This is a genomic window from Klebsiella sp. HC6 (assembly GCF_022605325.1).
In the GTDB taxonomy this organism is placed as follows: Bacteria; Pseudomonadota; Gammaproteobacteria; order Enterobacterales; family Enterobacteriaceae; genus Klebsiella; species Klebsiella terrigena.
This window is the reverse complement of sequence record NZ_CP093276.1, coordinates 3,576,998-3,600,243: the sequence shown is the minus strand read 5'-3', so window position 1 is coordinate 3,600,243 and position 23,246 is coordinate 3,576,998. Positions and strand designations below refer to the sequence as shown.

The following is a 23,246-nucleotide window of genomic DNA, read 5'->3' as shown; positions in this document are numbered from 1 at the left end:
CACTCCACAATGGCGGGACGCTTCAACCGTCCCGCCGATATCAACCAGCAACAGCGCCGCCTCAGCTCGAGGCGGCGAACGGGCAGTGTCAGAATTTCAGCGATCCCTGCAGGTACAGGGTGCGCGGCTGACCGGCGTAAATGCCTTTGTTGTTGTCGTCGTACGAGCGGGTGTAGTACTCGTGGTCGAAGATATTCTTCACCCCGACCGCGAGGTTGAGGTCGGCCATCTGTGGACCAAAGTCGTAGGCGACGCGCGCCCCCCACAGCATAAAGCCCGGGATGCGGCCGGTGCTGCCGTCGGCGCTCTCCTCGACGGTGTTGGCGTTGTCGGCAAACTGGCTGGACTGGAAATCGCTATTGAGGTTGAAGGTCCAGCTGCCCGGCTTATAGTCGACGCCGAGGGTGCCTTTATGCTTCGGCGAGAAGGGGACCTGATTGCCGTAGGTGTCGCCTTTTTCGCGGATTTCAGCGTTAACGTACGCGTAGCTGGCGTAGACCGACAGGTTGTCGAAGCGCGGCGAGAGATCGCCGAGATCGTAGCGTGCCTGGGTCTCCAGCCCGCTGTGGCGGGTTTTGCCGCGGGCGGTGACGGTATCGTTGGTCTGGTTGGAGTCATACTGATTATTGAAGTTAATCAGGAACAGGCCCATTTCCGCGCTCAGGGCGCCGTTGTCGTAGCGGCTGCCGATTTCCCAGGTGCGGGCCTTTTCCGGCTCCACGCTGCCGCTCTCCACAGCCTTGCCAATTTGGCTGTACTGTACGGTACCGAACGATCCTTCGGTGTTAGCATAAAGATTCCAGCTGTCGGTGAGATGATAAAGCACGTTAAGCGCCGGCAGCGGGGCGTTGTAGCTGACCTGCTCGCGGCTACCCTTCAGGTTATTATCCTGATAAGACTCAATATGTTCGAAGCGCATGCCCGGGGTGATCGTCCAGTTGCCGATATCAACCCGGTCGTCGATATACCAGGCGTGCGCCTCGGTACCGGAACGGGTATCGCGATCGTAAGGGCTGGCGGTGCTCGGCAGCTCGCCGCTGGCGGTGGTGGTGTAGTAGCGCATCTCATGGGTGGATTCGTTCACGTAGCGATAGCCGACGCCCACTTCGTGCGCGGTAGCGCCGAGCGTAAAGCTCTGGCTGTAGCGCGGCTCAATTCCGCGCACCCAGTATTCGCGCGGCGAGAGCGTAATGCGCTTGCCCTGCTCAAGGTAGCCGCTGCGCAGCGTATGGGTGTAGAAGCCCTGAATATTGAACTTGTGCATGGCGTCCGGCTGAAACTGATAGCCGAGGCTGGCGAGCTGGCGGCGTCCCCAGAAGCGGTCGTACGGGCGGGTAGACTGCCAGCGGTCGGCATCATAATCGGCGCGGGAGAGCCCGCCGGGCATGTCGGCCTCGCCGTCATAATATTGCAGCAGGCTGTTAAAGGTATGGACCTCGTTGGGCGCATATTTACTTTTCAGCATCACGTCGTCAATGCGGGTAGCGCTATGCTCGCGCCAGTCGCTGCCGCGGGTGCCGGAATAGAGCAGCGCGGAGCCGAAGCCGTTATCCGCCGTGCCGCCAATCATCAGGTTGTGCGTCTCTTTGGGATTGTTCTGCGAGGAGGTTGGGCTCAGCTGACCCTCAACGCCGCCCTCAATGCCAAAATCCTGCGGAATGGCGCGGGTGACGAAGTTAACGACGCCGCCCACGTTCTGCGGTCCGTAGCGCACGGCGCCCGCGCCGCGAACCACGTCCACGGCATCCATATTGCCCAGCGATACCGGCGCCAGCGACAGCTGGGGCTGGCCGTAGGGGGCGAAGGGCACCGGGATGCCGTCCATCAGCACCGTCGAGCGGCTGGCCAGGCGAGGGTTGAGGCCGCGGATGCCAAAATTCATCGCCAGGTCGTGACTACCGGTCCCGGTATTCTCCGGGGCGTTGACTCCCGGAATGCGGTTCAGCACCTCGCGCATGGTGGTGGCGCCGGTTTTGGCAAACTCCGCGCGGCGAATAACGTCGCGGGCACCGGCGTGCTCAAACACGTCGTTTTCCCGGGCGTCGCCGAGCCAGTCGCCGACAACCGTCAGCGTCGCCTCGCTGTCAACGGGGCTGGGCTCCAGCGTCCAGGCGTTATTGCCCAGCGCTTTGAGCCGCAGGCCGCTGCCGTTGAGCAGCGTCTGCAGGCCATCCTCAACGTCGTAGCTGCCGTGCAGGCCGTCGCTGTGCTTGCCCCGGGTCAGGCTGGCATCGGCTGCGAGGGTGATGCCGCTGCGGGCGGCGTACTGATTGAGCGCGGTATCTAAATCTCCGGCGGCAATATCAAACTGCGCGGCGGCAAAGGCCGGCGCGGCGGCCAGCGCTATCAGCGGCAGCAGGCTTAAGCGGATTGCCATCACCAGAGGCATTGGTTTGCGTAGAACGCGTAAAGGCGTCATCTGTTCTCCACGATTGTTTTGGTTGTTTTCACCTGTTAAGTCGAACGAGCAGGGGAAAAGGGACAATGGAGAATGAGAATTTTTTGTATTTTTTTTCTCAGGCGGGCACGACGGTGACCCAGTAGCGGGTGGCAAACTGCAGTTTTACCGGCAGCGTCTGCGTAATAATCTGCAAAATCTGCCCGGTATCGCTCAGCGGAAAGGCGCCGCTGAGGCGTAAATCGGCAACGCGAGGGTCGCAGCGCAGAATGCCGGGACGATAGCGGGAGAGCGTGGCGATAACCTCGCCCAGCGGACGGTCGCGAAAGCTGAGCACGCCCTGGGTCCAGCTATCTTCCCCGGCGCTCAGCGTCCGTATTGGCGAGAAGGCCCCGGCGCTGAAGCGCAGGCTTTCTCCGGCCTCGACCCGCTGAATCTGGCCGTGCGCTAAGCGCACCTCAACGGCGTGCTGCTGCACCGCCAGGCGGGTTTCATCGGCAAACTGGCGCACGGTAAACTCGGTGCCCAGCGCGGTAAGGTTCCCGTCGCGGGTCTGCACGCGAAACGGCCGCTGGCTCTCGTCGCGGGCGGTGCGGATGGCAATTTCGCCGTAGCGCAGGCGCACCAGGCGCTGGCGCGCGTCGAAATAGACGTCGGCGGCGCTGTCGGTGTTGAGGGTCAGAATTGAGCCGTCCGCCAGCGGCTGGCGTCGCGTCATCCCCCTGGCGGTGCGGTAGTCGGCGCGAAGTCCCTCCGCCAGCTCGCTGTCCCACAGCCGCCAGCTTCCGCCGGCGATGGCCAGCAGCATCAATCCTTTCAGCACCTGACGGCGGGCGGCCCGACCGTCGTTGAGAGCCCGACTGGCGAGCGCGCCCGGAAGATGGCCCATCTGCTGACGCAGGTTTTCGACCTGCTGCCAGGCCCACCGGTGATCGTGGTCCTGCTCGTACCACTGCTGCCAGCGGGCTTCCTGCTGCGGACTGGGGCGGCCGTCGCTGAGCAGGGCATACCAGTGGGAGGCCGAGCGCAGGGCCTGGCGACGGGAGTCGCTAAGCTTCGGGGTCACAGATCGTTCTCCAGGCGAAAAATCAGGCAGTGCTCGGTCGCTTTGGCAACATATTTTTTCACCGAGCTGACGGAGACCGTCAGGCGTACGGCGATTTCGGCGTAGGTCAGTCCTTCCAGCTGCGAGAGCAAAAACGCCTCCCGCGCCTTCTGGCTCAGGCCATCCAGCATCGCGTCCACCTGCTGCAGCGTCTCCAACTGAATTTGCTGCAGCTCGGCGGAGGGCGCCAGCGCTTCCGGGAGCTGGGCAATCATCTCCAGCCAGGCGCGCTCCAGCGCATTGCGGCGAAACAGATCGATCATTACCCGCTTCGCGATGGCGCACAGAAAGGATTTCGGATCGCGGATGGTCGTTAAGGGTTCGCCGCCCATCACCCGCATAAAGGTGTCCTGGGCGACGTCATCGGCGTCGAAAGAGGATTGCAGCCTGCCGGTCAGCCAGTTTTTCAGCCAGCCGTGATGGGCGTGATACAGCGAAGCAAGCGTCAGCGGTGCGGCGGTGGCGGAGAGTGAGGACATGGCCGGATTCAGGAAAAATGGAACGATGGCGCATATGTTAATATGAGAATGTTTCTCATTACAATTAAAACGCAGCGCTAAGTGCGCCTCCAGGCCGGGTTATCACCTTAAGTAATTGTTACCCATTACAATTGATTTTATCTCCGCCTGGCCTGGCGCGCGGCACCGGCTTCTCAACGGTCAAATGCAAATAAAAGTCATTATCAATATTCCCTCATCAAAGATAATGATGTATTTATAATGCATCTTATAAGTCGTGAGGTGCTGCAGATGAATGCGAGTGAAAAGGCCGGACACACATTTTTAGCCAGCCTGGGGAAAACCCGGCTGCGGCCCGGTGGCGTAGAGGCGACGGAGTGGCTGTTCCGCCAGGCCGATTTGTCCTCGGACAGTACGGTGCTGGAGGTGGCCTGTAATATGGGGACCACCTCAATAGAGCTGGCGAAACGATTTGGCTGTCGGGTATACGCCATCGATATGGATAAAGACGCGCTGGCGAAGGCCCGGCAAAATACCGTTCTTGAAGGCGTGGATAATAAGGTCCTGGTGATGGAGGCTAACGCTACCAGCCTGCCGTTTCCCGACGCCACCTTTGACGCGGTGATTAATGAGGCGATGCTGACCATGTATGCCGATAAAGCCAAAGCAAAGCTGGTGGCGGAATATTATCGCGTGCTCAAGCCCGGCGGCCGCCTGCTGACCCACGATATTATGTACACCCGACAGGCGCTGGGGGAGGGCGATCGCATGGCGCTGCAGGGAGTCGTCAAATCTCACGTCAGCCCGATGAGCCAGGCGCGCTGGCAGTCTCTCTTCGAAGAGGCGGGCTTTGACTCCGTGCGCTGCCACGCGGGCCCGATGTCGCTGATGTCGGCGCGGGGGTTGATAAAAGACGAAGGTTTCCGCCAGGCCCTGAGGATCATCTGTAATGGCCTGCTTAAGCGGGAGAATCGTCCGCGTTTTCTGGCGATGATGCGCTTTTTCCGGCGTCAGCGGCGGCAGCTTAATTTTATTGCCTGCTGTTCGGCTAAAAGCCGTACGGTACAAAAATAATGTGTAATAAACGTTCGAAATAAAAGCAACCCTATATATCTGTCATTATTTGTCAGGAAGATAAAATAAGCTGAGTCTTATTTTTTGCGTCACCGCCGGCGGTAAATTTTTGACCGAATATGAGCGAGGTAAATTATTCTTTCCGCTGCCGCCGGCGATACCACGGTTGATTCCTCGCCGCCTCGTTGCGCATCATTATTAAGCAGCGCCTGGGGGAGGCTGAAGGCGCGGGCAGCGCCGAATTGCCGGGCTTTTGCCGATCGACGGCGATGCCGGGAACGGCGGTGGAAAAGGGTGTTTCAGCAGGCGCGAGTTTGGCGCTTGTATAAATGAATAGCATGAAAATGATTTTACAGATGAATATTCTTAATTAATTATTGATTTTTAATTTACATTTTGTAACAAGTGTGCTGGCATTATGTTTTTTTACCCTCAGCGTTCGTTTTTACTTGCCCGAGTGAATTTAGGCAGATTACTATTGTCGTACTTGCTATATGTACCGCCTAACGACTGATGAAGGGAATCGTTTTTTCCTTAAGCGTTACCTCATTTAGGATGTTTACAGGAAAAATGATGCCTTCCGCTTTTGATAAGAGTCTTTTGCATCCCCGCAATTGGGGAACCTGGCTAGGCCTGGCCATTCTTTGGTCGCTCGTGCAATTACCCTATCCGCTCCTTCACCGCATCGGCACCCGCGCCGGTAAGCTGTCGCGACGCTTCCTTAAGCGCCGGGAGCAGATTGCCAGAAGAAACCTTGAGCTCTGTTTCCCCGACATGCCTGCTGAAGCGAGAGAAAAGCTGATCGAGCAGAACTTTATGTCGCTGGGAATGGGGTTAATTGAAACCGGCATGGCGTGGTTCTGGAGCGACGAGCGCGTCAGGAAATGGTTTGATGTCGAAGGTCTCGACAATCTCGAAAAGGCGATGAGCGCGCGTAAAGGCGTCATGGCGGTCGGCGTGCACTTTATTTCTCTTGAGCTCGGCGGCCGTACGATGGGCCTCTGCCGGCCGATGATGGCAACCTACCGTCCGCACAACAGCCCGCTGATGGAGTGGGTGCAGACCCGCGGACGCCTGCGTTCGAACAAAGCGATGATCGATCGCCGCAATTTATCCGGCCTGGTGCACGCTCTGAAAGCCGGTGAGGCGGTGTGGTTTGCTCCCGATCAGGATTACGGCCCCAAGGGCAGCGTCTTTGCTCCGTTCTTCTCCGTGCCCCAGGCCGCAACGACCAACGGCACCTACGTTCTGTCGCGCCTCTCGGGTGCCAAAATGCTGACCATCAGCATGGTGCGTAAAGCGAACGGCAAAGGCTACACCTTATACATTGGCGACACGCTGGACGATTATCCTGTTGAAGATAAGCAGGAAGCGGCCACCTACATCAACAGGGTTATCGAAAGAGAGATCCTGCGCGCGCCTGAACAATATCTGTGGGTTCACCGACGCTTCAAAACGCGTCCGCTGGGTGAAGCCTCTCTGTACTAAGCCACCAGGCAGAGTAAGCTCTTTCAAAATCACGTTAGTTGCGTTAACGTGAGCGCGATCATATTTCTTGTTGAACGCGAAGGAGTGCAGTGTGTTCGCTGAGTTTGGTGTTTTGAACTATTTGACCTACCTGGTCGGGGCTATTTTTATCATCCTGGTGCCCGGCCCCAATACCTTTTTTGTCCTCAAAACCGGCATCGCGCACGGCATCAGGAAGGGCTATCTGGCGGCGGCTGGCGTGTTTATCGGCGACGCGGTGCTGATGCTGCTGGCTTTTGCCGGCGTTGCGACGCTGATCAAGACGACGCCGGTACTGTTCAATATCGTGCGCTATCTCGGGGCCATCTATCTGCTGTGGCTGGGTGGCAAAATGCTCTACGCGGTGCTGACGCAGCGGGAAGGGCAGAGCGATGCCGACGCCGAGCCGGCGAGTGCGATCCTCAAGCGTTCGCTGACCCTCAGCCTCACCAATCCTAAGGCTATCCTGTTTTACGTCTCCTTCTTCGTCCAGTTTATCGACGTCAGCGCGAAGACGCCGGGCCTGGCCTTCTTTATTCTGGCGCTGACCCTGGAAGTGATTAGCTTTATGTACATGAGCTTCTTAATTGTCTCCGGATCTTTCGTGACGCGCTACGTTAAAACGAAGAAGAAGCTCGCCAAAATTGGCAACAGCCTGATAGGTCTGGTCTTTGTCGGATTTGCCGCGCGCCTGGCGACGCTGCAGTCGTAGCCGTCCAGCCGGTGGCGTAGCGCCGGCCCGCAGCGATAATCTCTGGATTGTAACAAAAGCCCTTCAATTTTAATTGCATTGGTGTTACATATACAGCCGATTATCGGTCAGATAAAAGGGAACCCGGATGATTCTGCATAAACTCGTCAGCAATAAAAACAGTAAGAAATTTTTCTTGTCGATAGCGGTGGTGTTTGCCATCGCGCTTGCCGTGGTTGGACGCGCGACGTTTGGCGGCGTGGTGAGCGAGTACAATATGCCGTACTCCGAATGGACAACCTCGATGTTCTTCCTGCAAGGGGCGATGGTGACGGTCTACAGCATCGTATTTACGCTGCTTTTTTCCATTCCGCTGGGCTTCGTCTTCTTGGGTTCTGACCGCCAGGACTAAATGAAACAAGGCGAACCCAGGTTCGCCTTGATCCGCCTTTTTTCACCAGCCTCTGCCGTCGTAATGATGGTGGTGGTGTCTGTGATGATAGCCATCATCAACAATACATCCCGATAACAGCGTGCATAGCGCGAGCATCAACGACAACACGATCGGTTTTTTCATTTCTCACTTCTCCGTTAGTCCGCCGTCCGCCCGCAACTGGCGACGGGTTCGGCTGGTGAAGTGAGTGTATCGCGTTAAGTTATTGAGTGGATAAGACAAATCTGCAATTTAAGCGCCACGGAAAAGGGCGGTTACCACCAGCCAAACTGCACGCCGGCCAGCGCAATAACGGCGATAATAATCATCAAAATGGTGCTTTTTTTCACGAAGCGCCGCCCGGCGCCGCGTATCCGCCAACAAAAAACCAGCCAAGAAAAATGACGGCGATAATAAAAATTACTACCGGGAAAAGAATACCCAATTTCATTGTGTTGTCCCTGAGCCTGCAAGTGATGTCCGCTATCATACTGGAAATCCCGCCGGGTTAGTCAATATTCAGGAAGGTCTCTTTGCGGCGCGACTTTTTATCCTGATACATCGCATCGTCAGCGGCCCGCAGCGCGCTCTCCATATCCATCGTTTGCGGATCCACGTCGATCACCCCAAAGCTGGCGCCAGGGTAGCTAATCCGGTGCTCGGCCAGGAAGTAAATTCCGCCGAGTTCCTTGCGCAGAGCGGCAATAAACGCCTGCTGCTCTTCGGCTTCGAGACCCGCACCGATAATCAAGAACTCGTCGCCGCCGAGGCGACCCACCAGATCCCCCTGGCGCACGCGGGCGTTTAAACGCTCGCCGACCTGGACAAGGAAGCTATCGCCGCACGGGTGGCCGAACCGATCGTTGATCGCCTTAAAGTCGTCGAGATCGATGAAGATCAGCAAAATATTGCGCTGCAGTTCGCGCGCGCGCGGGAATATCGTCGAGAGGTGCTTGAACAGCGCGCGACGGTTGGGTAAGCCGGTTAATTCGTCGGTGTAGGAGTGCATCTCCAGCGCCGAGTTGGCGGCGCGCAGCTGCTCAACCAGCGTCTCTTTCTCAACGTAGTGTGAGATGAGGTTGGCGAACAGGCCCATCACCTGCTCGCCTTCCAGGTTGTAGGGCTGTTTCTGGCGGCTGGTGGCGCAGAGCGTGCCGTACAGCGAGCCGTCGGTCAGGCGAACGGGAATGCTGAAAAAGGTGGCGATACCGAGCTCCTGGGCGGCAATGCACGAGCGCCAGCGGCTGGCGACGTCGTTGCTGAACAGGCAGTTATCATCGATAGCGCGCTTGCACAGCGACTCGTTCCACGGGACGGAAAAGCCCTCCGGGATCGTCATTTCGCTACTGTTATGCGCATACATAACCAGCTGGCGCTGGGCGCTAAGATCAATTCGGGTCAGATAGGTCGACTCCATTCGGGTCACAAGTTCCAGCATCTCAAGCAGTTGTCGCACCAACAGCTCCAGCGAATGTTCGTTGGCGAGCGTTTGCGAGACGCGAGCAAGAATAAAATCTGACATGAATGTACGGCTCCCGATCGCCGAGCGCTATCGCCGGTAAAAGGCTGAAACGGCTAACAGCGAAAAGTAAACATAGATACAACAAATTTAACACATTAGCGGCGGGAATACCTGCGGTCGCAGCGGGAAAAAAGCCCCGTCGGGGGCGACGGGGAAAAACTCATTGATTATGGAATGATCTGTTCTCTGGTCAATTCGAGAACAAGGGCTACTCTACGGCGCAAAAGTGTAGTTAAAATGGAGAAATCGTGAAGAATCAGGGCCCTCATCGCGGCGCTGGTCAATTGAAGGAGTCAAAATGAAGTGGATGACAATACTACTGCCGCTGGCGCTGGCCGGGTGCGCGAAGCCGACAACGCCCCCGGACGCACCGCCACCGCCGAAGTCAATCGGCATGGCGAACCCGGCCTCGGTCTACTGCGGCGAGAAGGGCGGTAAGCTGATACCGATACAGACGCCGCAGGGCGTGCGTAGCGACTGCAGGCTGCCCGGCGGTGAAACCCTCGATGAATGGGAGCTGTGGCGCCGGGATCATCCTGCTAAGGCGTAATCTCGCCGACCGGCAGGTTCTCCAGCCACTCGGCCAGCACCAGCGCGTGGTTTTGCCGGGTATCCTTTGCGGCGTAGATCAGCGTTAGCGGCTGCCGGTGAGCCAGCGTGGCCAGGCGTAGCCCCTCGTCACGATGGCTCTCCAGCTCCCGGCAATACTGCTCGCGGAAGCTGGCGAAGTCGATAGCTTCGCCGTGCAGGGCCTTGCGCAGCTCCGCGGACGGGGTCAGGGTTTTGCACCACTCATCGTAGCGCAGCGCCTCTTTTTTAATCCCCCGAGGCCAAAGCCTGTCGACCAGCACGCGATAGCCGTCGCCGGCGTCGGCCGGATCGTAGACGCGTTTACATTGAATCATCGCTATTCTCCATCCGTTGCATCCAGGCAAGCAGCTGCGGGATCTGCCCGTCGGAAAAAACCGTAATACCCTGTTCGTGCAGCAGCGCTGCCGCCACGCCGGAGCCGGGCTTGCGCTGTCCGCTAAAGGAGCCGTCGTAGATAAACTGGCTGCCGCAGGTCGGGCTGCCGTCGGTGAGCAGCGCCGCCTGGCAGCCCTCCTCCCGGGCGGCCTTCAGCGCCAGCCAGGCGGCCAGCTGATAGTGCGCGGTGACGTCGTGGCCGTCGCTTTCAACGATGCGCCCGCGATTTTGCATCACCTCCGCACCCTGAGAGTCGACAATTTCTGCCGGCAGTCTCGGCACCGGTAGTCCGGCGGCCAGCTCGGGGCAGTGGATCACCAGCCGGTTTTCGCGCTGCCAGCGCGCCAGAGTCTCGGCCAGCTGCGCTTTGTCGCTGCCGTTATAGCGTACCTGGAACCCCATCAGGCAGGCGCTCACCAGCAGCTTACCGCCGCCGGGGCGGGGCGAAAGCAAACGGGTCGTCCCGTCATCGGCCGTAATGGGAAGTGGTTTTTGCATCGGTCTCTCCGGTATAAAAAATTCACCGTAATGCCTCAGGGATCCCGCAGCAGGTGCGGAAGGCTGACGGCAGCGCGTGGCGATACCGATATTATCATCTGCCATCACCGACTGCCAAAGCGTCGTCAGGGCGTCGTCGCCGGCCGGCCTGCTGTCAAAGCGGGGGAATCCCCCTGGAATCAGGAGTGTTATTTTTTTGCGTGACGCATAGAATAGCTCAGGACACATTGAGTTGTTATTGCTACAAATGGATTGTGCGCTTTGAATCAGCCCGTATCTCTGCGGGTTTTTTTTATTTTTAAAACGGGACTTTTCTCCGCTATAGCGCTCTTGTAATATATTATTTTACGCCTTCAGAAATTCTCTTGTTTATAATAACGTATTAAAAATGATACCTTAAAAATATATTAAATCTCAGGTGCTATTTTTGATACTTTAAAAGTCCCCGCGATAAATCAGGTTATGTGATCGCCGTATATACATCAGTTTGGCTTAATTTAATAAAATAGCAAAATAAACACGGAAATTTATTACCTGAAACAGAGTCAGTTAAATCTGACTCCACTCTATATTATTGAGGCCATATTATGGAAAGCGTTCAAAATACCCTCGTTGCTCGCGAAAGCAGCGGCTGGAGAAAAAGTGACACCGTCTGGATGCTGGGGCTGTACGGGACGGCGATTGGTGCCGGGGTGCTTTTTCTGCCGATTAACGCCGGGGGTGGCGGCCTGATCCCGCTGATCATCATGGCCATTCTCGCCTTTCCGATGACCTTTTTCGCCCACCGTGGTTTAACCCGTTTCGTGCTCTCAGGTAAAAATCCTGGCGAAGATATTACCGAAGTGGTGGAGGAGCATTTTGGCGTCGGTGCCGGCAAGTTGATTACCCTGCTGTACTTCTTTGCGATTTACCCGATCCTGCTGGTTTATAGCGTCGCGATCACCAATACCGTCGACAGCTTTATTACCCACCAGCTCGGCCTGGTTTCTCCGCCGCGCGCAATTTTATCGCTGATTTTAATTGTGGGCATGATGGGTATTGTACGTTTTGGCGAAAAAATGATTGTTAAGGCCATGAGCGTGCTGGTGTTCCCGTTTGTCGCGGCGCTGATGATCCTGGCGCTCTATTTGATTCCTCAGTGGAACGGTGCGGTACTGGATACCCTGTCGTTCAGCAGCGCTGCCGCCACCGGCAACGGCCTGTGGATGACGCTGTGGCTGGCTATTCCGGTGATGGTGTTTTCCTTCAACCACTCGCCGATTATCTCCTCCTTTGCGGTGGCGAAACGGGAAGAGTATGGTCAGGACGCCGAGCGTAAATGCGCCCGCATCCTCAGCTATGCGCACATCATGATGGTGCTGACGGTGATGTTCTTCGTGTTCAGCTGCGTCCTGAGCCTCTCTCCGGCAAACCTTGCGGAAGCGAAGGCGCAGAACATCTCCATCCTCTCCTATCTGGCAAACCACTTTAACGCGCCGCTGATTGCCTGGATGGCGCCGATTATCGCTATGATCGCGATTACCAAATCCTTCCTCGGCCACTACCTCGGCGCGCGTGAAGGCTTTAACGGTATGGTTATCAAGTCCCTGCGCGGTAAAGGTAAAACCATTGAAATTACCAAACTGAATAAAATCACCGCGCTGTTCATGCTGGTGACCACCTGGCTGGTGGCGACCCTGAATCCGAGCATTCTGGGGATGATCGAAACCCTCGGCGGCCCGGTTATCGCTATGATCCTGTTCCTGATGCCGATGTACGCCATCAATAAGGTACCGGCCATGCGTAAATACAGCGGCCACATCAGCAACGCGTTTGTGGTGGTGATTGGGCTGATTGCCATCTCAGCCATCTTCTACTCTCTGTTCAGCTAAGCTCCCGGCGCCTCCCGTCACGGGAGGCGCATTCGTTTTGCTTTGTAACCCAATGGGTGCCACATGATTAGCGTTTTCGATATTTTTAAAATCAGTATCGGGCCCTCCAGCTCACACACCGTCGGGCCGATGAAAGCGGGAAAACAGTTTGTTGATACCCTGCAGGAAAAGGGCCTGCTGCATAAAGTGACTCGCCTGGTAGTGGACGTCTACGGCTCCCTTTCGTTAACCGGTAAGGGCCACCATACCGATATTGCGATTATTCTTGGACTCTCGGGCTATTTACCGGATACCGTCGATATCGACGCCATTCCCACGATTATTCGTGACGTTAATACCCTGCAGCGTCTGCGCATTGAAGAGGGCCAGCGGGAAATTGAGTTCCCGGTGGCGGAGTGCATGCGTTTTCATAATGAGTTTTTGCCGCTGCATGAGAACGGTATGAGCATCACCGCGCTCTGCGACGGAAAAATCGTCCACTTCCAGACCTACTACTCCATCGGCGGCGGCTTTATCGTCACCGAGGAGGCGTTCGGCAAGAGCCAGGATGCGGAGGTCGATATCCCGTTCCCTTTCTACTCCGCCCGCAACCTGCTGGCGCACTGCCACGATAACAGCCTGTCGATTTCCGCGGTGATGATGAAAAATGAGGTTGCCCGCCACGGCAGAGAAAGCGTCGAGCAAACTATGGCGAAAATCTGGGAGACCATGAGAAACGCCATTAACCGCGGCATGAGCACCGAAGGCCTGCTGCCGGGGCCGTTAAAGGTGCCGCGTCGCGCCTCCGCGCTGCACCGCGTGCTGGCTCCCCAGAGCCAGTCGATTACGCCGCTCAGCGCGATGGACTGGGTCAATATGTTTGCGATGGCGGTCGGGGAAGAGAACGCCTCCGGCGGCCGGGTGGTGACTGCGCCCACCAACGGCGCCTGCGGCATCGTGCCGGCGGTGCTGGCCTATTACGACCGCTTTATCAAAACGGTGACGCCGGAAATCTATATGCGCTACTTCCTGACCGCCGGCGCGGTAGGCATATTGTACAAAATGAACGCCTCCATTTCCGGCGCGGAAGTTGGCTGCCAGGGGGAGGTCGGCGTGGCGTGTTCCATGGCTTCCGCCGGGCTGGCGGAGCTGCTGGGCGCCAGCCCGGAGAAGGTTTGCATTGCCGCTGAAATTGGCATGGAGCACAACCTCGGGCTAACCTGCGATCCGGTTGCCGGTCAGGTCCAGGTGCCGTGTATCGAGCGCAACGCGATTGCGGCGGTGAAGGCGATCAACTCCGCCAGCATGGCGATGCACCGCACCAGCGATCCGAAAGTGTCGCTGGATAAGGTCATCGATACCATGTTTGAGACGGGGAAAGACATGAACGCCAAGTATCGCGAAACCGCCCGCGGCGGGCTGGCGATTAAAGTCGCGGTCTGCGAATCCTGACGTTTGCTCACGCCGCCTGCGCCGCAGGCGGTTTTTTTCGGCTATTCTTTGCCCGCGCGGCTGCCTCAGCCGGCGGGCGACTTCCCCCGCCAGGCTAGCTTTTTTTCTCTGCTTCCGCCGGCGGGAAAGACCAGACAACGCTGTGAGATGCTGATGAGGTGTACCATTCGTTAATGGTGGCGTTCGCGTCGCTGGCCTTTTCGGCTGCGGCGCATTGCTCTTTTGGCGGCTGCGCCTTTTTGCGAATACGGATGCGGGGAGGGGCGGTGGCGTTGATTTGCGCATTAAAAGTACGAATGTGCGAATCGAATAAAACGGACTCCAGCTGATGCAAACGATCGAGACCACGCAATATTCCGATTAGCGTACTCAGGGTAACAGATTCACCTAATTCTACGCGTTTGATGGTTGCTGCGCCGACCTGCGCACGTTCGGCGAGTTCAATTTGGGAGAGCCCGAGCTGCATACGCGTTTCTTTAATTCTGCGGCACAGTTCAGAGATAATTTCGCTATCGGACATCGTACTGAAACGCATTTTGCTGCCTCTACTGCTTAATAAATCATTACGGATTATTTAACAGGCTAATTTATAAATAAAGTGAATAATTCCTTTTTTGCGAGAGTAATAACACTGTTTTTTATTTAACAAAATAGCTACAAAAAGAGCGGGGTAAATAAATATCGGGAATTGAATAAGATAGTCAAAAAGTCGCGAGGACTTTTAATTCATTTTCAGCGCGGGCAGCGCCCCCTCACGTCAAATGCAGGTCGCCGGTCGGGCGGAAAATAAGGATTGTGTTCCGTGAGGGAGATCGCTAATCTGAGGCTCCTTGTGTTGCCCGAAAATCGTTCCGACATAAGGACCCTGCTATGAACACTCCCCTGCGTATTGCCCTGGTTGGCGACTACAACCCTGACGTTGTCGCTCACAAAGCGATCCCCCTGGCCATCGACGATGCCGCTGCCGTGCTGGAGCTGCCTCTGCGCTATGACTGGCTGGCAACCAGCGATATCCACGATGCCGAAGCGCTCGCCGACTACGACGCCATCTGGGTCGTTCCCGCCAGCCCCTATAAAAATGCTGCCGGCGCGTTTATCGCGATCCGCTATGCGCGCGAAAACAGCATTCCCTTCCTCGGTACCTGCGGCGGTTTTCAGCACGCGATCGTTGAGTATGCGCGTAACGTCCTGGGCTGGCAGGATGCGGCGCATGCGGAAACGGATAGCGAAGGGCGAATGGTGATTGCGCCGCTGAGCTGCTCCCTGGTGGAGAAAACGGCGGCGATTGAGCTGCGCGCGAATACGCTGATTGCCCGCGCCTACGGCCGCGACAGCATTGAAGAGGGCTATCACTGCAGCTATGGCATTGCCGAGGAGTTTGCCCGCGAGCTGGAGCAGGGCGACCTGCGGGTGACCGGCTGGGACGAAGAGGGGGATATTAGGGCGGTGGAGCTGGTAACGCATCCGTTCTTTGTCGCGACCCTGTTCCAGCACGAGCGCAACGCGCTGGCCGGAAGTCCGTCGCCGCTGGTGCACGCCTTTTTACGCGCCGCCAGCCAATAGCGCGCTCTGGCCCCCGCCACGACCCCGTAACGCCGGGGTCGTAGGGCCGAGGGCAAAAGAGCGCTTTAGCCGTTAATCTCCCGGGCGCGGCCGGCAAGGGCGCCGAATATGGCCATCACCACGGCGGTCAGCGCCACGGCGATGAGCGGAATATGCCAGTCGCCGTTGGCATCATGGATTTTCCCCATCACCGGCGGCCCGCAGGCGGCCAGCAGATAGCCAACGGCCTGCGCCATGCCGGAAAGCGCCGCCGCCTGGTGCGCCGAGCTGGCGCGCAGGCCGATAAAGGTTAGCCCCAGAATCATCGTTGCCCCGGAGCCGAAACCAAAGAGCAGCGCCCAGAGAACCGCCTGCCCCGGTGCCAGCCACAGCCCGGCCGAGCTGACGGCGCACATCAGCGCCACCAGCACCGCGATGCCGCGCTGGTCCTTCAGGCGGTGCAGGATCAGCGGGATCGCGAGGCCCGGCGCGGCGGTTGCCAGCTGAAGCAGACCGTGCAGGGAGCCGGCCTGCGCTTCGCTATAGCCGAGGCTCTGCAAAATGGCCGGCAGCCAGCCGACTATCACGTAATACACCAGCGAGTTAATGCCGAGGAACAGCGTCACCTGCCATGCCAGCGCCGAGCGCCAGATCCCGCGGTTGTGCAGGGCGCCTGACGCGGTCAGCGGAGCGGCGGCCTCTCTGCGCGACTGCGGCAGCCAGATGAACAGCGCCAGCAGCGGGAAGACCATCAGCATCAGCAGCGCCCCGCGCCAGCCAAAGCCGGCCAGCGCCAGTGGGACCACCATGGCGGAGCCCAGCGCCGCGGCGGCACCCATGGTGAGTGAATAGGCGCCGGTCATTTTAGCCACGTGCTGCGAAAAATCGCGCTTGATTAAGCCCGGCAGCAGCACGTTGCCTAACGCAATCCCGCAGCCTATGACGGCCGTTCCGCCAAACAGCATGGCCGCGGAAGGCAGCGATCGCAGGCCGATGCCGAGGCAAATTAGCCCCAGCGCGATCAGCAGGCTGCGCTCGATGCCAAAGCGGCGGGCGACGCCTGCCGCCAGCGGCGAAACCAGGCCAAAGGCCAGCAGCGGTAGGGTGGTTAACAGCCCGGTTTGGGCGGTGGTCAGCCCGTACTCCGCGCGAATGGCGTCGAGCAGCGGGGCGGCGCCGGTAAAGGTCACGCGCAGCGTGGTGGCAATAAATAAAATACCGGCAATCAGCAGCAGATTACGGCGGCCGGCAGAAGGAAGAACAGAACTCATGGCTATCTCAAACGAGTAAACAGGGAGGCTACAATAGCGCGTTTGCCGAATGTTTAAATCAAGCTAAAATGACAGATTATCGCTAATATCGGACAATCTGATGATTGGATTAAGTCTTGACGGCTATGACCCGGACAGCGGGCACGAGGCGGCTCTCGCATTCCATATTCAGGTGGTGGAGGACGAGCAGTTTATTCCGCGTCACCAGCACCGCAAGGGGCAGCTGATCCTCGCGCTGCACGGCGCGCTCACCTGTGAGGTGGAAAGCGGGATGTGGATGGTGCCGCCGCAGTATGCGGTGTGGGTACCGGGCCAGCAGCCCCACAGCAACCGCGCGACGCCGGGGGCGCGGATCTGCTTTTTATTTATCGAGCCGGGCGCGGCGCCGATGCCGCAGCGTAGCTGCACGCTGAAGATCTCTCCGCTGGTGCGTGAGCTGATCCTGACCCTTGCCGGGCGCAGCGCGACCGAGAGCGACGCTCCCACTACCCGACGGCTGGTTCAGGTGCTGTTTGACGAGCTGCCGCAGCAGCCGGAGGAGCATCTGCAGCTGCCGGTTTCCGCGCACCCGAAAATCCGCCAGATGGCGGAGCTGATGGCGGTGGCGCCGGCGCAGTGGCAGACTCTTGGACAGTGGGCGGCGGAGTTCGCAATGAGCGAGCGCAACCTGGCGCGGCTGGTGGTTCGCGAAACCGGCCTTAGCTTTCGCCGCTGGCGCCATCAGCTGCAGCTGATCCTCGCGCTACAGATGCTGATCCGCGGGCAAACGGTGCAGCAGACCGCGCACGGCCTGGGATATGACTCGACGACCGCCTTTATCACCATGTTCAAAAAGGGCCTCGGCCAGTCTCCCGGACGTTATCTTGCCAGCCTGACTACGACTTTCCGATAAACAGCGAGATGATCCCCGCGGCGATCAGCGGGCCGACGGGCACCCCGCGGAACAGCGCGACGCCGAGGACGGTTCCCACCAGCAGTCCGGCGACCAGCTGCGGCTGCGAGCCCATCAGCGAAATGCCGCGCCCGCCGAGCCAGGAGACAAACACCCCGACGGCGATAGCCAGCAGCGACTTCCAGTTCACGAACGAGTGCAGCAGCGTCGATGGCGGCAGGGTGCCGCTGGCGATAGGCGCCATCACGCCGATGGTCAAAATGATAATACCGATCGTCAGCCCCTGTTTTTCAATCCACGGGAAAAAGACGTTGAGCGGCGTGACGCGCACGATAATTAACACCAGGATAGAGATTGCCACGGTGGTGTTGTGGCTGATAAAGCCGAGCGCGGCCAGCCCCAGAAGCACGAACAGGGTGGTATCGAACATGTCAGGAGATCCTTGCCAAAATAATAAGCCCGTCTACTTTACGCATAATAGCGTGAATAAACAGGCTTATTTGTCACGCCGGCGCGCTTGCTGCTGACGGCCCGGCGCGGCAGAGATAGAGACCCCTCAGGCTTCCCGGCGAAAGGCAGCCAGCTCGGGACGGGCGATGCGCAGATAGTCTGCCGTATTGAGGATAATTGAGCGGTCCAGCCGCCCGGCGTTAAAGGCGATTTCGCTGAAGTTCGCAAACAGCAGCGGGTCGGCCACCAGGCGCAGCGCCGGATGGAAGCTGAAAGGGGGAATGGCGCCAAAAACGCAGGCGGTCAGCGCATCGACTTCGGCGGGGCTGGCCAGCGAGGCTTTGCTGCCGCCAACGTGCAGCGCCAGGCGCGAGAGGTCGGCCTGCTGGTCGGCGGCGAGGATCGCCAGCACGTGCTGATTGACGCCGTGGCCTTTCACTTTGCAAACCAGCGCCTTGGCCCCTTGTCCGAGCGCGGTGCCGCGAATTTCAGAAACGGCCTCGCATTTCCCCACCGCCTCATGCTCTACCAGCCGATAGCGGGCCTGGCGCTCGTCGAGCAGCGCCAGCAGCAGTTGGTGGGTGTTCGGTTTTTCAGGTGCGTTCATGCGCGGTTCTCTCCGGGGATAAAAAGGCCAGTCTAATCCTCCCCGCGGCGAATGAAAACCGTCGGCTGGCGCCGCATTCTTCCACATTAAATCCATATTTCACTCATTTTATCTGCGTAACGATATGCTGGAATAGTGAAACGTATTACTATCCTTGCGCTGTTTAAAGCGAAAGGAATTTATTAATCAAGCGAACTTTTCTCATTTTCTTTAGTCCTTAATGGGACTAACGAGGTGCTGTTGATAGTGGTAACGAGGTTATGATGATGGAAAACGCAGCGGTGCAGGTATCCCCCCGGAAGTTCAAAAAAATAAGGGAACTGAACAGGCGCCGTAATTATTTTATTAAGAAAGTTCGTAACGTGATGCGCGTTTATATTGCGAAAACGATTTGGGACCAGCATACCCGCCGTGAGGCCGACGTCGGGTCGGCGAAAACCGTGCTGCTGATGCGCAACGAAGGCGCCGTCGGGGACGTGGTCGTGGACTCCGCGCTGGTGAAATGCCTGCATGAATCGGGCTATACCGTGGATTTCCTGCTGACTAAATCGAATAGCCAGGTGATGCGCCATAACCCGCGGATCCGCCATATCTATGAGGCTGATAACGTCGACTCCGCCGCTTTTCTGCGGAAATTTACCCACAACGTTCCTCGGTCCGTTATTAATGAGCTGGCAAATAATAAGTACGATATCGTTATTGACCCCTCTTTGTTTGATATGCCCGTACACCGAATGCTGCTTCTCCGACAAATAAAAGCAAAAACCGTGCTCGGTTTTAATAAATGGCCATCAATTAACCATTACACCACCTCGTTTAAATTTGATTGTGAAAACTGGCATGTCAGCAAAACCTTTGATTTTATTGCTGAGCATATGCAACTGGATAAGAAACATCTCGGGACCTACGACCTGCATATTCCGCAGGATGTCCACCAGCAGGTTCGCCAGCATCTGGCCGCTATTGAGGGGCCCAAAGCGGTGGTGAACATTTTTGCCGGCCATCAGGACCGCAGCCTGTCGCAGGAGCAGCTGTCGGCGCTTATCGCCAGGCTGCAGGCGGAGTATCCTCGGGTTAACGTTATTCTGCTCGATCATCGCAACGAAATTCGCATTCCGCTTGCGGAAAAGGTGAGCGTGAATCCGTTTAAGACCCTGCACCACGCGATGGCGCTGATTGCCGAAGCCGACCTGGTTATCTCGCCGGATACGTCGATCGTCCACATGGCGGCGGCGTGGAAAAAACCGCTGGTTGCGGTCTATAAAGATGTGCGGATGAACAACCGGCTGTGGGCGCCGGGGTACGACAACGCGCGGCAGATCATCGTTAAATGCGGCAAGGTGCACCAGCAGCACGATCTTGCCGACCTCATCGTCGCGCAGATCGATCCCCAGGTGCTGAAAAACCGCTAAGCGCAAAATCGGCCCGGGCTACCGCCCCTCGCTAAAGTTCGGCGGCGGGGCCTACGCCCGACGATGGACGTGCCCGATAGGCCGCCCCGGGGAGATAAAACCTGGGGCAGGCACTCCCGCAATCACGTGCGGCAGTTGCCGGTGAATTTATTCCTGCTGCAGATCCCGCAGCGCTGCAAGCAGATGCTGCGTCGATAGCTCGTTTTCACTCTCCCGCCAGGCTAATCCCAGCTCTCTCCACAGCGCCGGCTTTAAGGGACGAATGGCGATACGGCTATCGGCGGAGAGCTGGGTACCCGATTCAAGAGGCAGCAACGTGGCGCCATACCCGGCACCCACCAGACTTTTAATGGCATCGTTGTAATCAAGCTTGATCCGCGGCGTGGGGCTATGGCCCGTATCGGCAAACCAGCCGCTGGTCAGCTGCGACAGGTGGGTGCCGAAGCCGTTCAGCACCAGGGGCTTTGCAATCATCCATTCCGGCGTCACCACCTCCGGTGCCGCCCAGTCCGCAGGCAGGAACGCGACAACGGGATCTCTCCGCCAGGCATCAATTTTCAGGCCGCTGCTCCGGGGCTGTGGAAGCGCCACGATGCCGATATCGAGCGAACCGGATTTCAGCTGCTCAAGGGTCTGCTGCGACGTCAGGACGGTAATGTGTACGTCAATATTCGGATGGGACTGCGCCAGTTTTTCAATCGCCCGCGGCAGCAGATAAGCAATGGCCCCGGTCGACGCCCCAAGCCTGACCTGACCGCTCAACCCCTGAGCCTGGCGGGATATGTCGTCAAGCGCATAGGCGACGTCGGCAAGGAGCCGGCGGGCGTGCGCGACCATGTTCTCTCCAATGGCCGTCGGCCTGACTTTGCCGCGGGTGCGGGAGAGCAGCTTAGCCCCGACGCGGCTTTCAAGCTCGGAGATATGCAGGCTGACCGTCGGTGGCGCCAGGTGCAGCAGGCGGGCGGCTTCGTTGAAAGAGCCGGTATCGGCAATGGTGATCAGCGTGCGCAGCTGATCGAGGTTGATCTCCCGCATAGGCGTACCTCAGAAAAACTGAATTTGACGTTAGGATAATTCAACTTTACCAATACTTAAACCTGGCACAACATTTATGCACTGAAGTTCTGTCTGGTTTAAGGAAATGACGATGACTCACGTATTTATTGATGGCGAGCAGGGAACCACGGGTTTGCAAATCCACGATCGTCTGCGCCACCGTTCAGATATTAAGCTGATGACTCTGCCCGTATCCCAGCGCAAAGACCGACGGCTTCGGGCGGATATGCTGAACGGCTGCGATATCGCCATTTTGTGCCTGCCCGATGAGGCGGCGCGCGAGTCGGTGGCGATGCTGGAGAATCCGCAGGTGCGGGTAATCGATGCCAGCTCGGCCCATCGCACCGTCTCAGGGTGGACGTACGGTTTCCCGGAGATGAGCGCCGACCAGCCCGATCGCATCAGAGCGTCGAAGCGCGTCACCAATCCAGGCTGTTACCCAACCGGCGCCATTGGGCTCCTGCTCCCGCTGGTGAAAGCCGGGCTGCTGCCCGCTGATTATCCCGTTTCCATCCATGCCGTATCCGGCTATTCAGGAGGCGGAAGGGCGGCGGTCGAGCTGTACGAAGGCGGGGAAGCGGGCTCCGGGCCTGCTTTTCAGGCGTATGGCTTAGGCCTCAGACACAAGCATGTGCCTGAGATCGCGCGCTATGCCGGGCTCTCCACGCCGCCGTTTTTCATGCCGGCTTACGGCGCCTACCGCCAGGGGATTATCCTCAGCGTGCCGCTACAGCAGCGTCTGCTACCTGAACGTGCCGATGCGGCAGCAGTACATGCCTGCCTGGCGCAGCATTATCGCCATAGCGATCTGGTCAAGGTGCTGGCGCCTGAAGTCGTCGGCGAGATTGAGCGTCTCGATCCCCAGCGGCTGAACGGCACCAACGAGATGGAACTTGGCGTATTTTCAAATCCTGAGTGCGGGCAAATCCTGCTGACGGCGGTCTTCGATAACCTCGGCAAAGGGGCATCGGGCGCCGCGGTGCAAAACCTGAACCTGATGATCGGCGCCGGCTAACTTTCGCCTGGCGCGACACACCGGTGTTCTTCCAATAGATCGGCAAGGCGAAAGATATCATATTCGGGCCCGGAAGAGGCGTGAAACACCTTTTTTTCAAATAGTTATGCACTAATACGCCCGGCTCATTGTCCGTGCCGGGCGCCGCGTTGTCCTACGCGACCCGCTCTCCTCAAAAAAGCCATCCGCGCTGCATCCATGCGTTAATTCCCAAACAGAATATTTTCGCCGAACAATTAAGTTGACAGATTTCAGTGATGCGATCAAAACTAAACCGTACAGTTCACATCGGGTATGAATTTGACTGTTTATACGCAAGGCTGGCCGGTAGGCGCAGCCCTTAACCAAAACGAAAGGATCTGCACATGAAGATGTTAAGGCAAATCGGTGGGCTGGCGGTTATCGGTGTCACCCTGCTGTTGGCGGGCTGTGCCGGTAATGAGCCCGTGCGTTACAGCGGTATCGACTCGGCTTCAAAGCTGACGGCAAACGCCGATGATAATGCCGATCGCATGCCATATCGTTATTCGCCTCTGGTGGACTGGCGTAAGTACGACAGCATCATCATTGACCCGGTGAGAATTTATCAGGGCAACGATGGACAGTTTGACGATATGGCGCAGGCCGATCGCCAAACGCTTGCCGCTCACATGCAACAGGAGTTCAGCAAAGCGCTGAGCGCGCGCTTTAAAGAGCTCAAAGAGCCCGCGGCGAATACCTTGCGTCTGAAGTTGACGCTGACCGGGGCTGACACCACAACGCAGGTGATCGGAACGTTCACCAAATTCGATCTGGCAGGGGGCCCCTACAACATTGTGCAATCGGTGCGCGGCGGTCGGGGGCTGATGAGCGGCTCGGTGGATTATGCCGTCGAAATTTATGACGCAAACAGCCACGAACTGCTGAAAGCCTACGTTGCCCGGCAGTATCCGAATGCCATGAATATCTCTGCCAGCATCGGCTCGCTGAGCGCCGCCGAAGTCGGTATTGAAAAAGGGGCGGAAGAGCTGGCGGAAGCGCTCAGGTAGCCTCAGACACAGTACGCGCA

The 23,246-nt window shown here is 57.8% G+C and carries 25 protein-coding genes; 12 read left to right on the top strand and 13 right to left on the bottom strand.

Features of this window, described 5'->3' with window-relative positions:
• Positions 1-88: 88 nt before the first annotated feature.
• The 3 genes from fecA to fecI form a co-directional block, all read right to left on the bottom strand.
• Complete coding sequence (gene fecA / locus MMW58_RS17375) at positions 89-2,419, bottom strand: TonB-dependent Fe(3+) dicitrate receptor FecA (RefSeq protein WP_241721726.1); 2,331 nt, start codon at positions 2,417-2,419, stop codon at positions 89-91.
• 97 nt (positions 2,420-2,516) lie between these two features.
• Positions 2,517-3,464: a ferric citrate uptake sigma factor regulator FecR gene (gene fecR, locus MMW58_RS17370; protein ID WP_133597605.1), complete on the bottom strand. Its 948-nt coding sequence runs from the start codon at positions 3,462-3,464 to the stop codon at positions 2,517-2,519.
• The gene (gene fecI, locus MMW58_RS17365; RefSeq protein ID WP_241721725.1) at positions 3,461-3,982 is read right to left on the bottom strand and encodes a ferric citrate uptake sigma factor FecI; all 522 of its coding nucleotides are present in this window, start codon (positions 3,980-3,982) and stop codon (positions 3,461-3,463) included. Before fecI ends, fecR begins: the two co-directional genes overlap by 4 nt.
• Positions 3,983-4,252: 270 nt before the next feature.
• On the opposite strand from fecI, the gene MMW58_RS17360 reads away from it, so the two are divergent.
• From MMW58_RS17360 to MMW58_RS17345, 4 genes are all read left to right on the top strand, one after another.
• Positions 4,253-5,035 carry a class I SAM-dependent methyltransferase gene (locus MMW58_RS17360; RefSeq protein WP_159236382.1) on the top strand — a complete coding sequence of 261 codons (783 nt, stop codon included), beginning with the start codon at positions 4,253-4,255 and terminating at the stop codon, positions 5,033-5,035.
• 573 nt (positions 5,036-5,608) lie between these two features.
• The gene (lpxP, locus tag MMW58_RS17355; protein ID WP_133597611.1) at positions 5,609-6,523 is read left to right on the top strand and encodes a kdo(2)-lipid IV(A) palmitoleoyltransferase; all 915 of its coding nucleotides are present in this window, start codon (positions 5,609-5,611) and stop codon (positions 6,521-6,523) included.
• A 91-nt stretch (positions 6,524-6,614) separates the two neighbouring features.
• A complete protein-coding gene (gene leuE, locus MMW58_RS17350) occupies positions 6,615-7,253 on the top strand; it encodes a leucine efflux protein LeuE (RefSeq protein WP_159236381.1) in 639 nt (212 codons plus the stop codon).
• A 127-nt stretch (positions 7,254-7,380) separates the two neighbouring features.
• Entirely contained in the window at positions 7,381-7,644 is a 264-nt protein-coding gene (locus tag MMW58_RS17345) for a DUF2534 family protein (protein ID WP_045854911.1), read from the top strand.
• 42 nt (positions 7,645-7,686) lie between these two features.
• Here the strand turns inward: MMW58_RS17345 and MMW58_RS17340 are convergent, their stop codons facing one another.
• From MMW58_RS17340 to MMW58_RS17330, 3 genes are all read right to left on the bottom strand, one after another.
• Complete coding sequence (locus tag MMW58_RS17340; RefSeq protein ID WP_115193110.1) at positions 7,687-7,809, bottom strand: hypothetical protein; 123 nt, start codon at positions 7,807-7,809, stop codon at positions 7,687-7,689.
• Positions 7,810-8,011: 202 nt separating this feature from the next.
• Complete coding sequence (locus MMW58_RS17335) at positions 8,012-8,116, bottom strand: YoaK family small membrane protein (protein WP_041145046.1); 105 nt, start codon at positions 8,114-8,116, stop codon at positions 8,012-8,014.
• A gap of 57 nt (positions 8,117-8,173) precedes the next feature.
• Complete coding sequence (locus MMW58_RS17330; RefSeq protein ID WP_133597614.1) at positions 8,174-9,187, bottom strand: sensor domain-containing diguanylate cyclase; 1,014 nt, start codon at positions 9,185-9,187, stop codon at positions 8,174-8,176.
• A gap of 298 nt (positions 9,188-9,485) precedes the next feature.
• Here MMW58_RS17330 and MMW58_RS17325 point away from each other — a divergent pair, with 298 nt between their 5' ends.
• A complete protein-coding gene (locus tag MMW58_RS17325; protein ID WP_045854938.1) occupies positions 9,486-9,737 on the top strand; it encodes a putative hemolysin in 252 nt (83 codons plus the stop codon).
• Here the strand turns inward: MMW58_RS17325 and MMW58_RS17320 are convergent.
• Positions 9,727-10,092 carry a DUF488 domain-containing protein gene (locus tag MMW58_RS17320; RefSeq protein WP_045854939.1) on the bottom strand — a complete coding sequence of 122 codons (366 nt, stop codon included), beginning with the start codon at positions 10,090-10,092 and terminating at the stop codon, positions 9,727-9,729. The genes MMW58_RS17325 and MMW58_RS17320 overlap by 11 nt on opposite strands.
• Positions 10,079-10,555 (bottom strand): 2-thiouracil desulfurase family protein, encoded by a 477-nt coding sequence (locus MMW58_RS17315; RefSeq protein WP_241723746.1) that lies wholly within the window; start codon positions 10,553-10,555, stop codon positions 10,079-10,081. Before MMW58_RS17315 ends, MMW58_RS17320 begins: the two co-directional genes overlap by 14 nt.
• Positions 10,556-11,238: 683 nt before the next feature.
• Here MMW58_RS17315 and MMW58_RS17310 point away from each other — a divergent pair.
• Complete coding sequence (locus MMW58_RS17310) at positions 11,239-12,522, top strand: HAAAP family serine/threonine permease (RefSeq protein WP_045854940.1); 1,284 nt, start codon at positions 11,239-11,241, stop codon at positions 12,520-12,522.
• 63 nt (positions 12,523-12,585) lie between these two features.
• Positions 12,586-13,953: an L-serine ammonia-lyase gene (locus tag MMW58_RS17305; RefSeq protein WP_045854941.1), complete on the top strand. Its 1,368-nt coding sequence runs from the start codon at positions 12,586-12,588 to the stop codon at positions 13,951-13,953.
• Positions 13,954-14,047: 94 nt separating this feature from the next.
• Here the strand turns inward: MMW58_RS17305 and MMW58_RS17300 are convergent, their stop codons facing one another.
• On the bottom strand, positions 14,048-14,488 hold the full coding sequence (locus tag MMW58_RS17300; protein WP_045854942.1) for a helix-turn-helix domain-containing protein: 441 nt from the start codon (positions 14,486-14,488) through the stop codon (positions 14,048-14,050).
• Positions 14,489-14,823: 335 nt separating this feature from the next.
• Here MMW58_RS17300 and MMW58_RS17295 point away from each other — a divergent pair, with 335 nt between their 5' ends.
• Positions 14,824-15,516 (top strand): CTP synthase C-terminal region-related (seleno)protein, encoded by a 693-nt coding sequence (locus tag MMW58_RS17295; protein WP_076945280.1) that lies wholly within the window; start codon positions 14,824-14,826, stop codon positions 15,514-15,516.
• A 65-nt stretch (positions 15,517-15,581) separates the two neighbouring features.
• On the opposite strand, the gene MMW58_RS17290 is transcribed toward MMW58_RS17295, so the two are convergent.
• Positions 15,582-16,766: a CynX/NimT family MFS transporter gene (locus tag MMW58_RS17290; RefSeq protein WP_241721724.1), complete on the bottom strand. Its 1,185-nt coding sequence runs from the start codon at positions 16,764-16,766 to the stop codon at positions 15,582-15,584.
• Between the two features lie 97 nt (positions 16,767-16,863).
• Here MMW58_RS17290 and MMW58_RS17285 point away from each other — a divergent pair, with 97 nt between their 5' ends.
• Entirely contained in the window at positions 16,864-17,658 is a 795-nt protein-coding gene (locus tag MMW58_RS17285; protein ID WP_166646138.1) for an AraC family transcriptional regulator, read from the top strand.
• Here MMW58_RS17285 and MMW58_RS17280 read toward each other — a convergent pair.
• On the bottom strand, positions 17,642-18,088 hold the full coding sequence (locus tag MMW58_RS17280; RefSeq protein ID WP_041145056.1) for a DUF441 domain-containing protein: 447 nt from the start codon (positions 18,086-18,088) through the stop codon (positions 17,642-17,644). The genes MMW58_RS17285 and MMW58_RS17280 overlap by 17 nt on opposite strands.
• A 126-nt stretch (positions 18,089-18,214) precedes the next feature.
• The gene (locus MMW58_RS17275) at positions 18,215-18,715 is read right to left on the bottom strand and encodes a YbaK/prolyl-tRNA synthetase associated domain-containing protein (RefSeq protein WP_241721723.1); all 501 of its coding nucleotides are present in this window, start codon (positions 18,713-18,715) and stop codon (positions 18,215-18,217) included.
• A gap of 263 nt (positions 18,716-18,978) precedes the next feature.
• Between MMW58_RS17275 and MMW58_RS17270 the strand changes: the two genes are divergently transcribed.
• A complete protein-coding gene (locus MMW58_RS17270) occupies positions 18,979-20,127 on the top strand; it encodes a glycosyltransferase family 9 protein (RefSeq protein WP_241723745.1) in 1,149 nt (382 codons plus the stop codon).
• A 147-nt stretch (positions 20,128-20,274) separates the two neighbouring features.
• Here the strand turns inward: MMW58_RS17270 and MMW58_RS17265 are convergent, their stop codons facing one another.
• Positions 20,275-21,162 carry a LysR family transcriptional regulator gene (locus tag MMW58_RS17265; protein WP_241721722.1) on the bottom strand — a complete coding sequence of 296 codons (888 nt, stop codon included), beginning with the start codon at positions 21,160-21,162 and terminating at the stop codon, positions 20,275-20,277.
• A gap of 112 nt (positions 21,163-21,274) precedes the next feature.
• Between MMW58_RS17265 and argC the strand changes: the two genes are divergently transcribed.
• Positions 21,275-22,198, top strand: coding sequence for an N-acetyl-gamma-glutamyl-phosphate reductase (gene argC, locus MMW58_RS17260; protein WP_241721721.1), 924 nt, complete (start codon positions 21,275-21,277; stop codon positions 22,196-22,198).
• 365 nt (positions 22,199-22,563) lie between these two features.
• Entirely contained in the window at positions 22,564-23,226 is a 663-nt protein-coding gene (locus MMW58_RS17255; RefSeq protein ID WP_241721720.1) for a DUF3313 domain-containing protein, read from the top strand.
• Positions 23,227-23,246: the final 20 nt, after the last annotated feature.

What these genes read in the sequence shown, in the direction of transcription:
- MMW58_RS17290 (WP_241721724.1), bottom strand. Translation starts at nt 16,766, where the DNA reads ATGAGTTCTGTTCTTCCTTCTGCCGGCCGCCGTAATCTGCTGCTGATT.
- MMW58_RS17300 (WP_045854942.1), bottom strand. Translation starts at nt 14,488, where the DNA reads ATGCGTTTCAGTACGATGTCCGATAGCGAAATTATCTCTGAACTGTGC.
- MMW58_RS17360 (WP_159236382.1), top strand. Translation starts at nt 4,253, where the DNA reads ATGAATGCGAGTGAAAAGGCCGGACACACATTTTTAGCCAGCCTGGGG.
- MMW58_RS17295 (WP_076945280.1), top strand. Translation starts at nt 14,824, where the DNA reads ATGAACACTCCCCTGCGTATTGCCCTGGTTGGCGACTACAACCCTGAC.
- fecA (WP_241721726.1), bottom strand. Translation starts at nt 2,419, where the DNA reads ATGACGCCTTTACGCGTTCTACGCAAACCAATGCCTCTGGTGATGGCA.
- MMW58_RS17335 (WP_041145046.1), bottom strand. Translation starts at nt 8,116, where the DNA reads ATGAAATTGGGTATTCTTTTCCCGGTAGTAATTTTTATTATCGCCGTC.
- MMW58_RS17320 (WP_045854939.1), bottom strand. Translation starts at nt 10,092, where the DNA reads ATGATTCAATGTAAACGCGTCTACGATCCGGCCGACGCCGGCGACGGC.
- MMW58_RS17315 (WP_241723746.1), bottom strand. Translation starts at nt 10,555, where the DNA reads ATGGGGTTCCAGGTACGCTATAACGGCAGCGACAAAGCGCAGCTGGCC.
- MMW58_RS17340 (WP_115193110.1), bottom strand. Translation starts at nt 7,809, where the DNA reads ATGAAAAAACCGATCGTGTTGTCGTTGATGCTCGCGCTATGCACGCTG.
- lpxP (WP_133597611.1), top strand. Translation starts at nt 5,609, where the DNA reads ATGCCTTCCGCTTTTGATAAGAGTCTTTTGCATCCCCGCAATTGGGGA.
- MMW58_RS17330 (WP_133597614.1), bottom strand. Translation starts at nt 9,187, where the DNA reads ATGTCAGATTTTATTCTTGCTCGCGTCTCGCAAACGCTCGCCAACGAA.
- fecI (WP_241721725.1), bottom strand. Translation starts at nt 3,982, where the DNA reads ATGTCCTCACTCTCCGCCACCGCCGCACCGCTGACGCTTGCTTCGCTG.
- MMW58_RS17265 (WP_241721722.1), bottom strand. Translation starts at nt 21,162, where the DNA reads ATGCGGGAGATCAACCTCGATCAGCTGCGCACGCTGATCACCATTGCC.
- MMW58_RS17275 (WP_241721723.1), bottom strand. Translation starts at nt 18,715, where the DNA reads ATGAACGCACCTGAAAAACCGAACACCCACCAACTGCTGCTGGCGCTG.
- argC (WP_241721721.1), top strand. Translation starts at nt 21,275, where the DNA reads ATGACTCACGTATTTATTGATGGCGAGCAGGGAACCACGGGTTTGCAA.
- MMW58_RS17325 (WP_045854938.1), top strand. Translation starts at nt 9,486, where the DNA reads ATGAAGTGGATGACAATACTACTGCCGCTGGCGCTGGCCGGGTGCGCG.
- MMW58_RS17280 (WP_041145056.1), bottom strand. Translation starts at nt 18,088, where the DNA reads ATGTTCGATACCACCCTGTTCGTGCTTCTGGGGCTGGCCGCGCTCGGC.
- MMW58_RS17310 (WP_045854940.1), top strand. Translation starts at nt 11,239, where the DNA reads ATGGAAAGCGTTCAAAATACCCTCGTTGCTCGCGAAAGCAGCGGCTGG.
- MMW58_RS17255 (WP_241721720.1), top strand. Translation starts at nt 22,564, where the DNA reads ATGAAGATGTTAAGGCAAATCGGTGGGCTGGCGGTTATCGGTGTCACC.
- MMW58_RS17345 (WP_045854911.1), top strand. Translation starts at nt 7,381, where the DNA reads ATGATTCTGCATAAACTCGTCAGCAATAAAAACAGTAAGAAATTTTTC.
- MMW58_RS17305 (WP_045854941.1), top strand. Translation starts at nt 12,586, where the DNA reads ATGATTAGCGTTTTCGATATTTTTAAAATCAGTATCGGGCCCTCCAGC.
- MMW58_RS17270 (WP_241723745.1), top strand. Translation starts at nt 18,979, where the DNA reads ATGATGGAAAACGCAGCGGTGCAGGTATCCCCCCGGAAGTTCAAAAAA.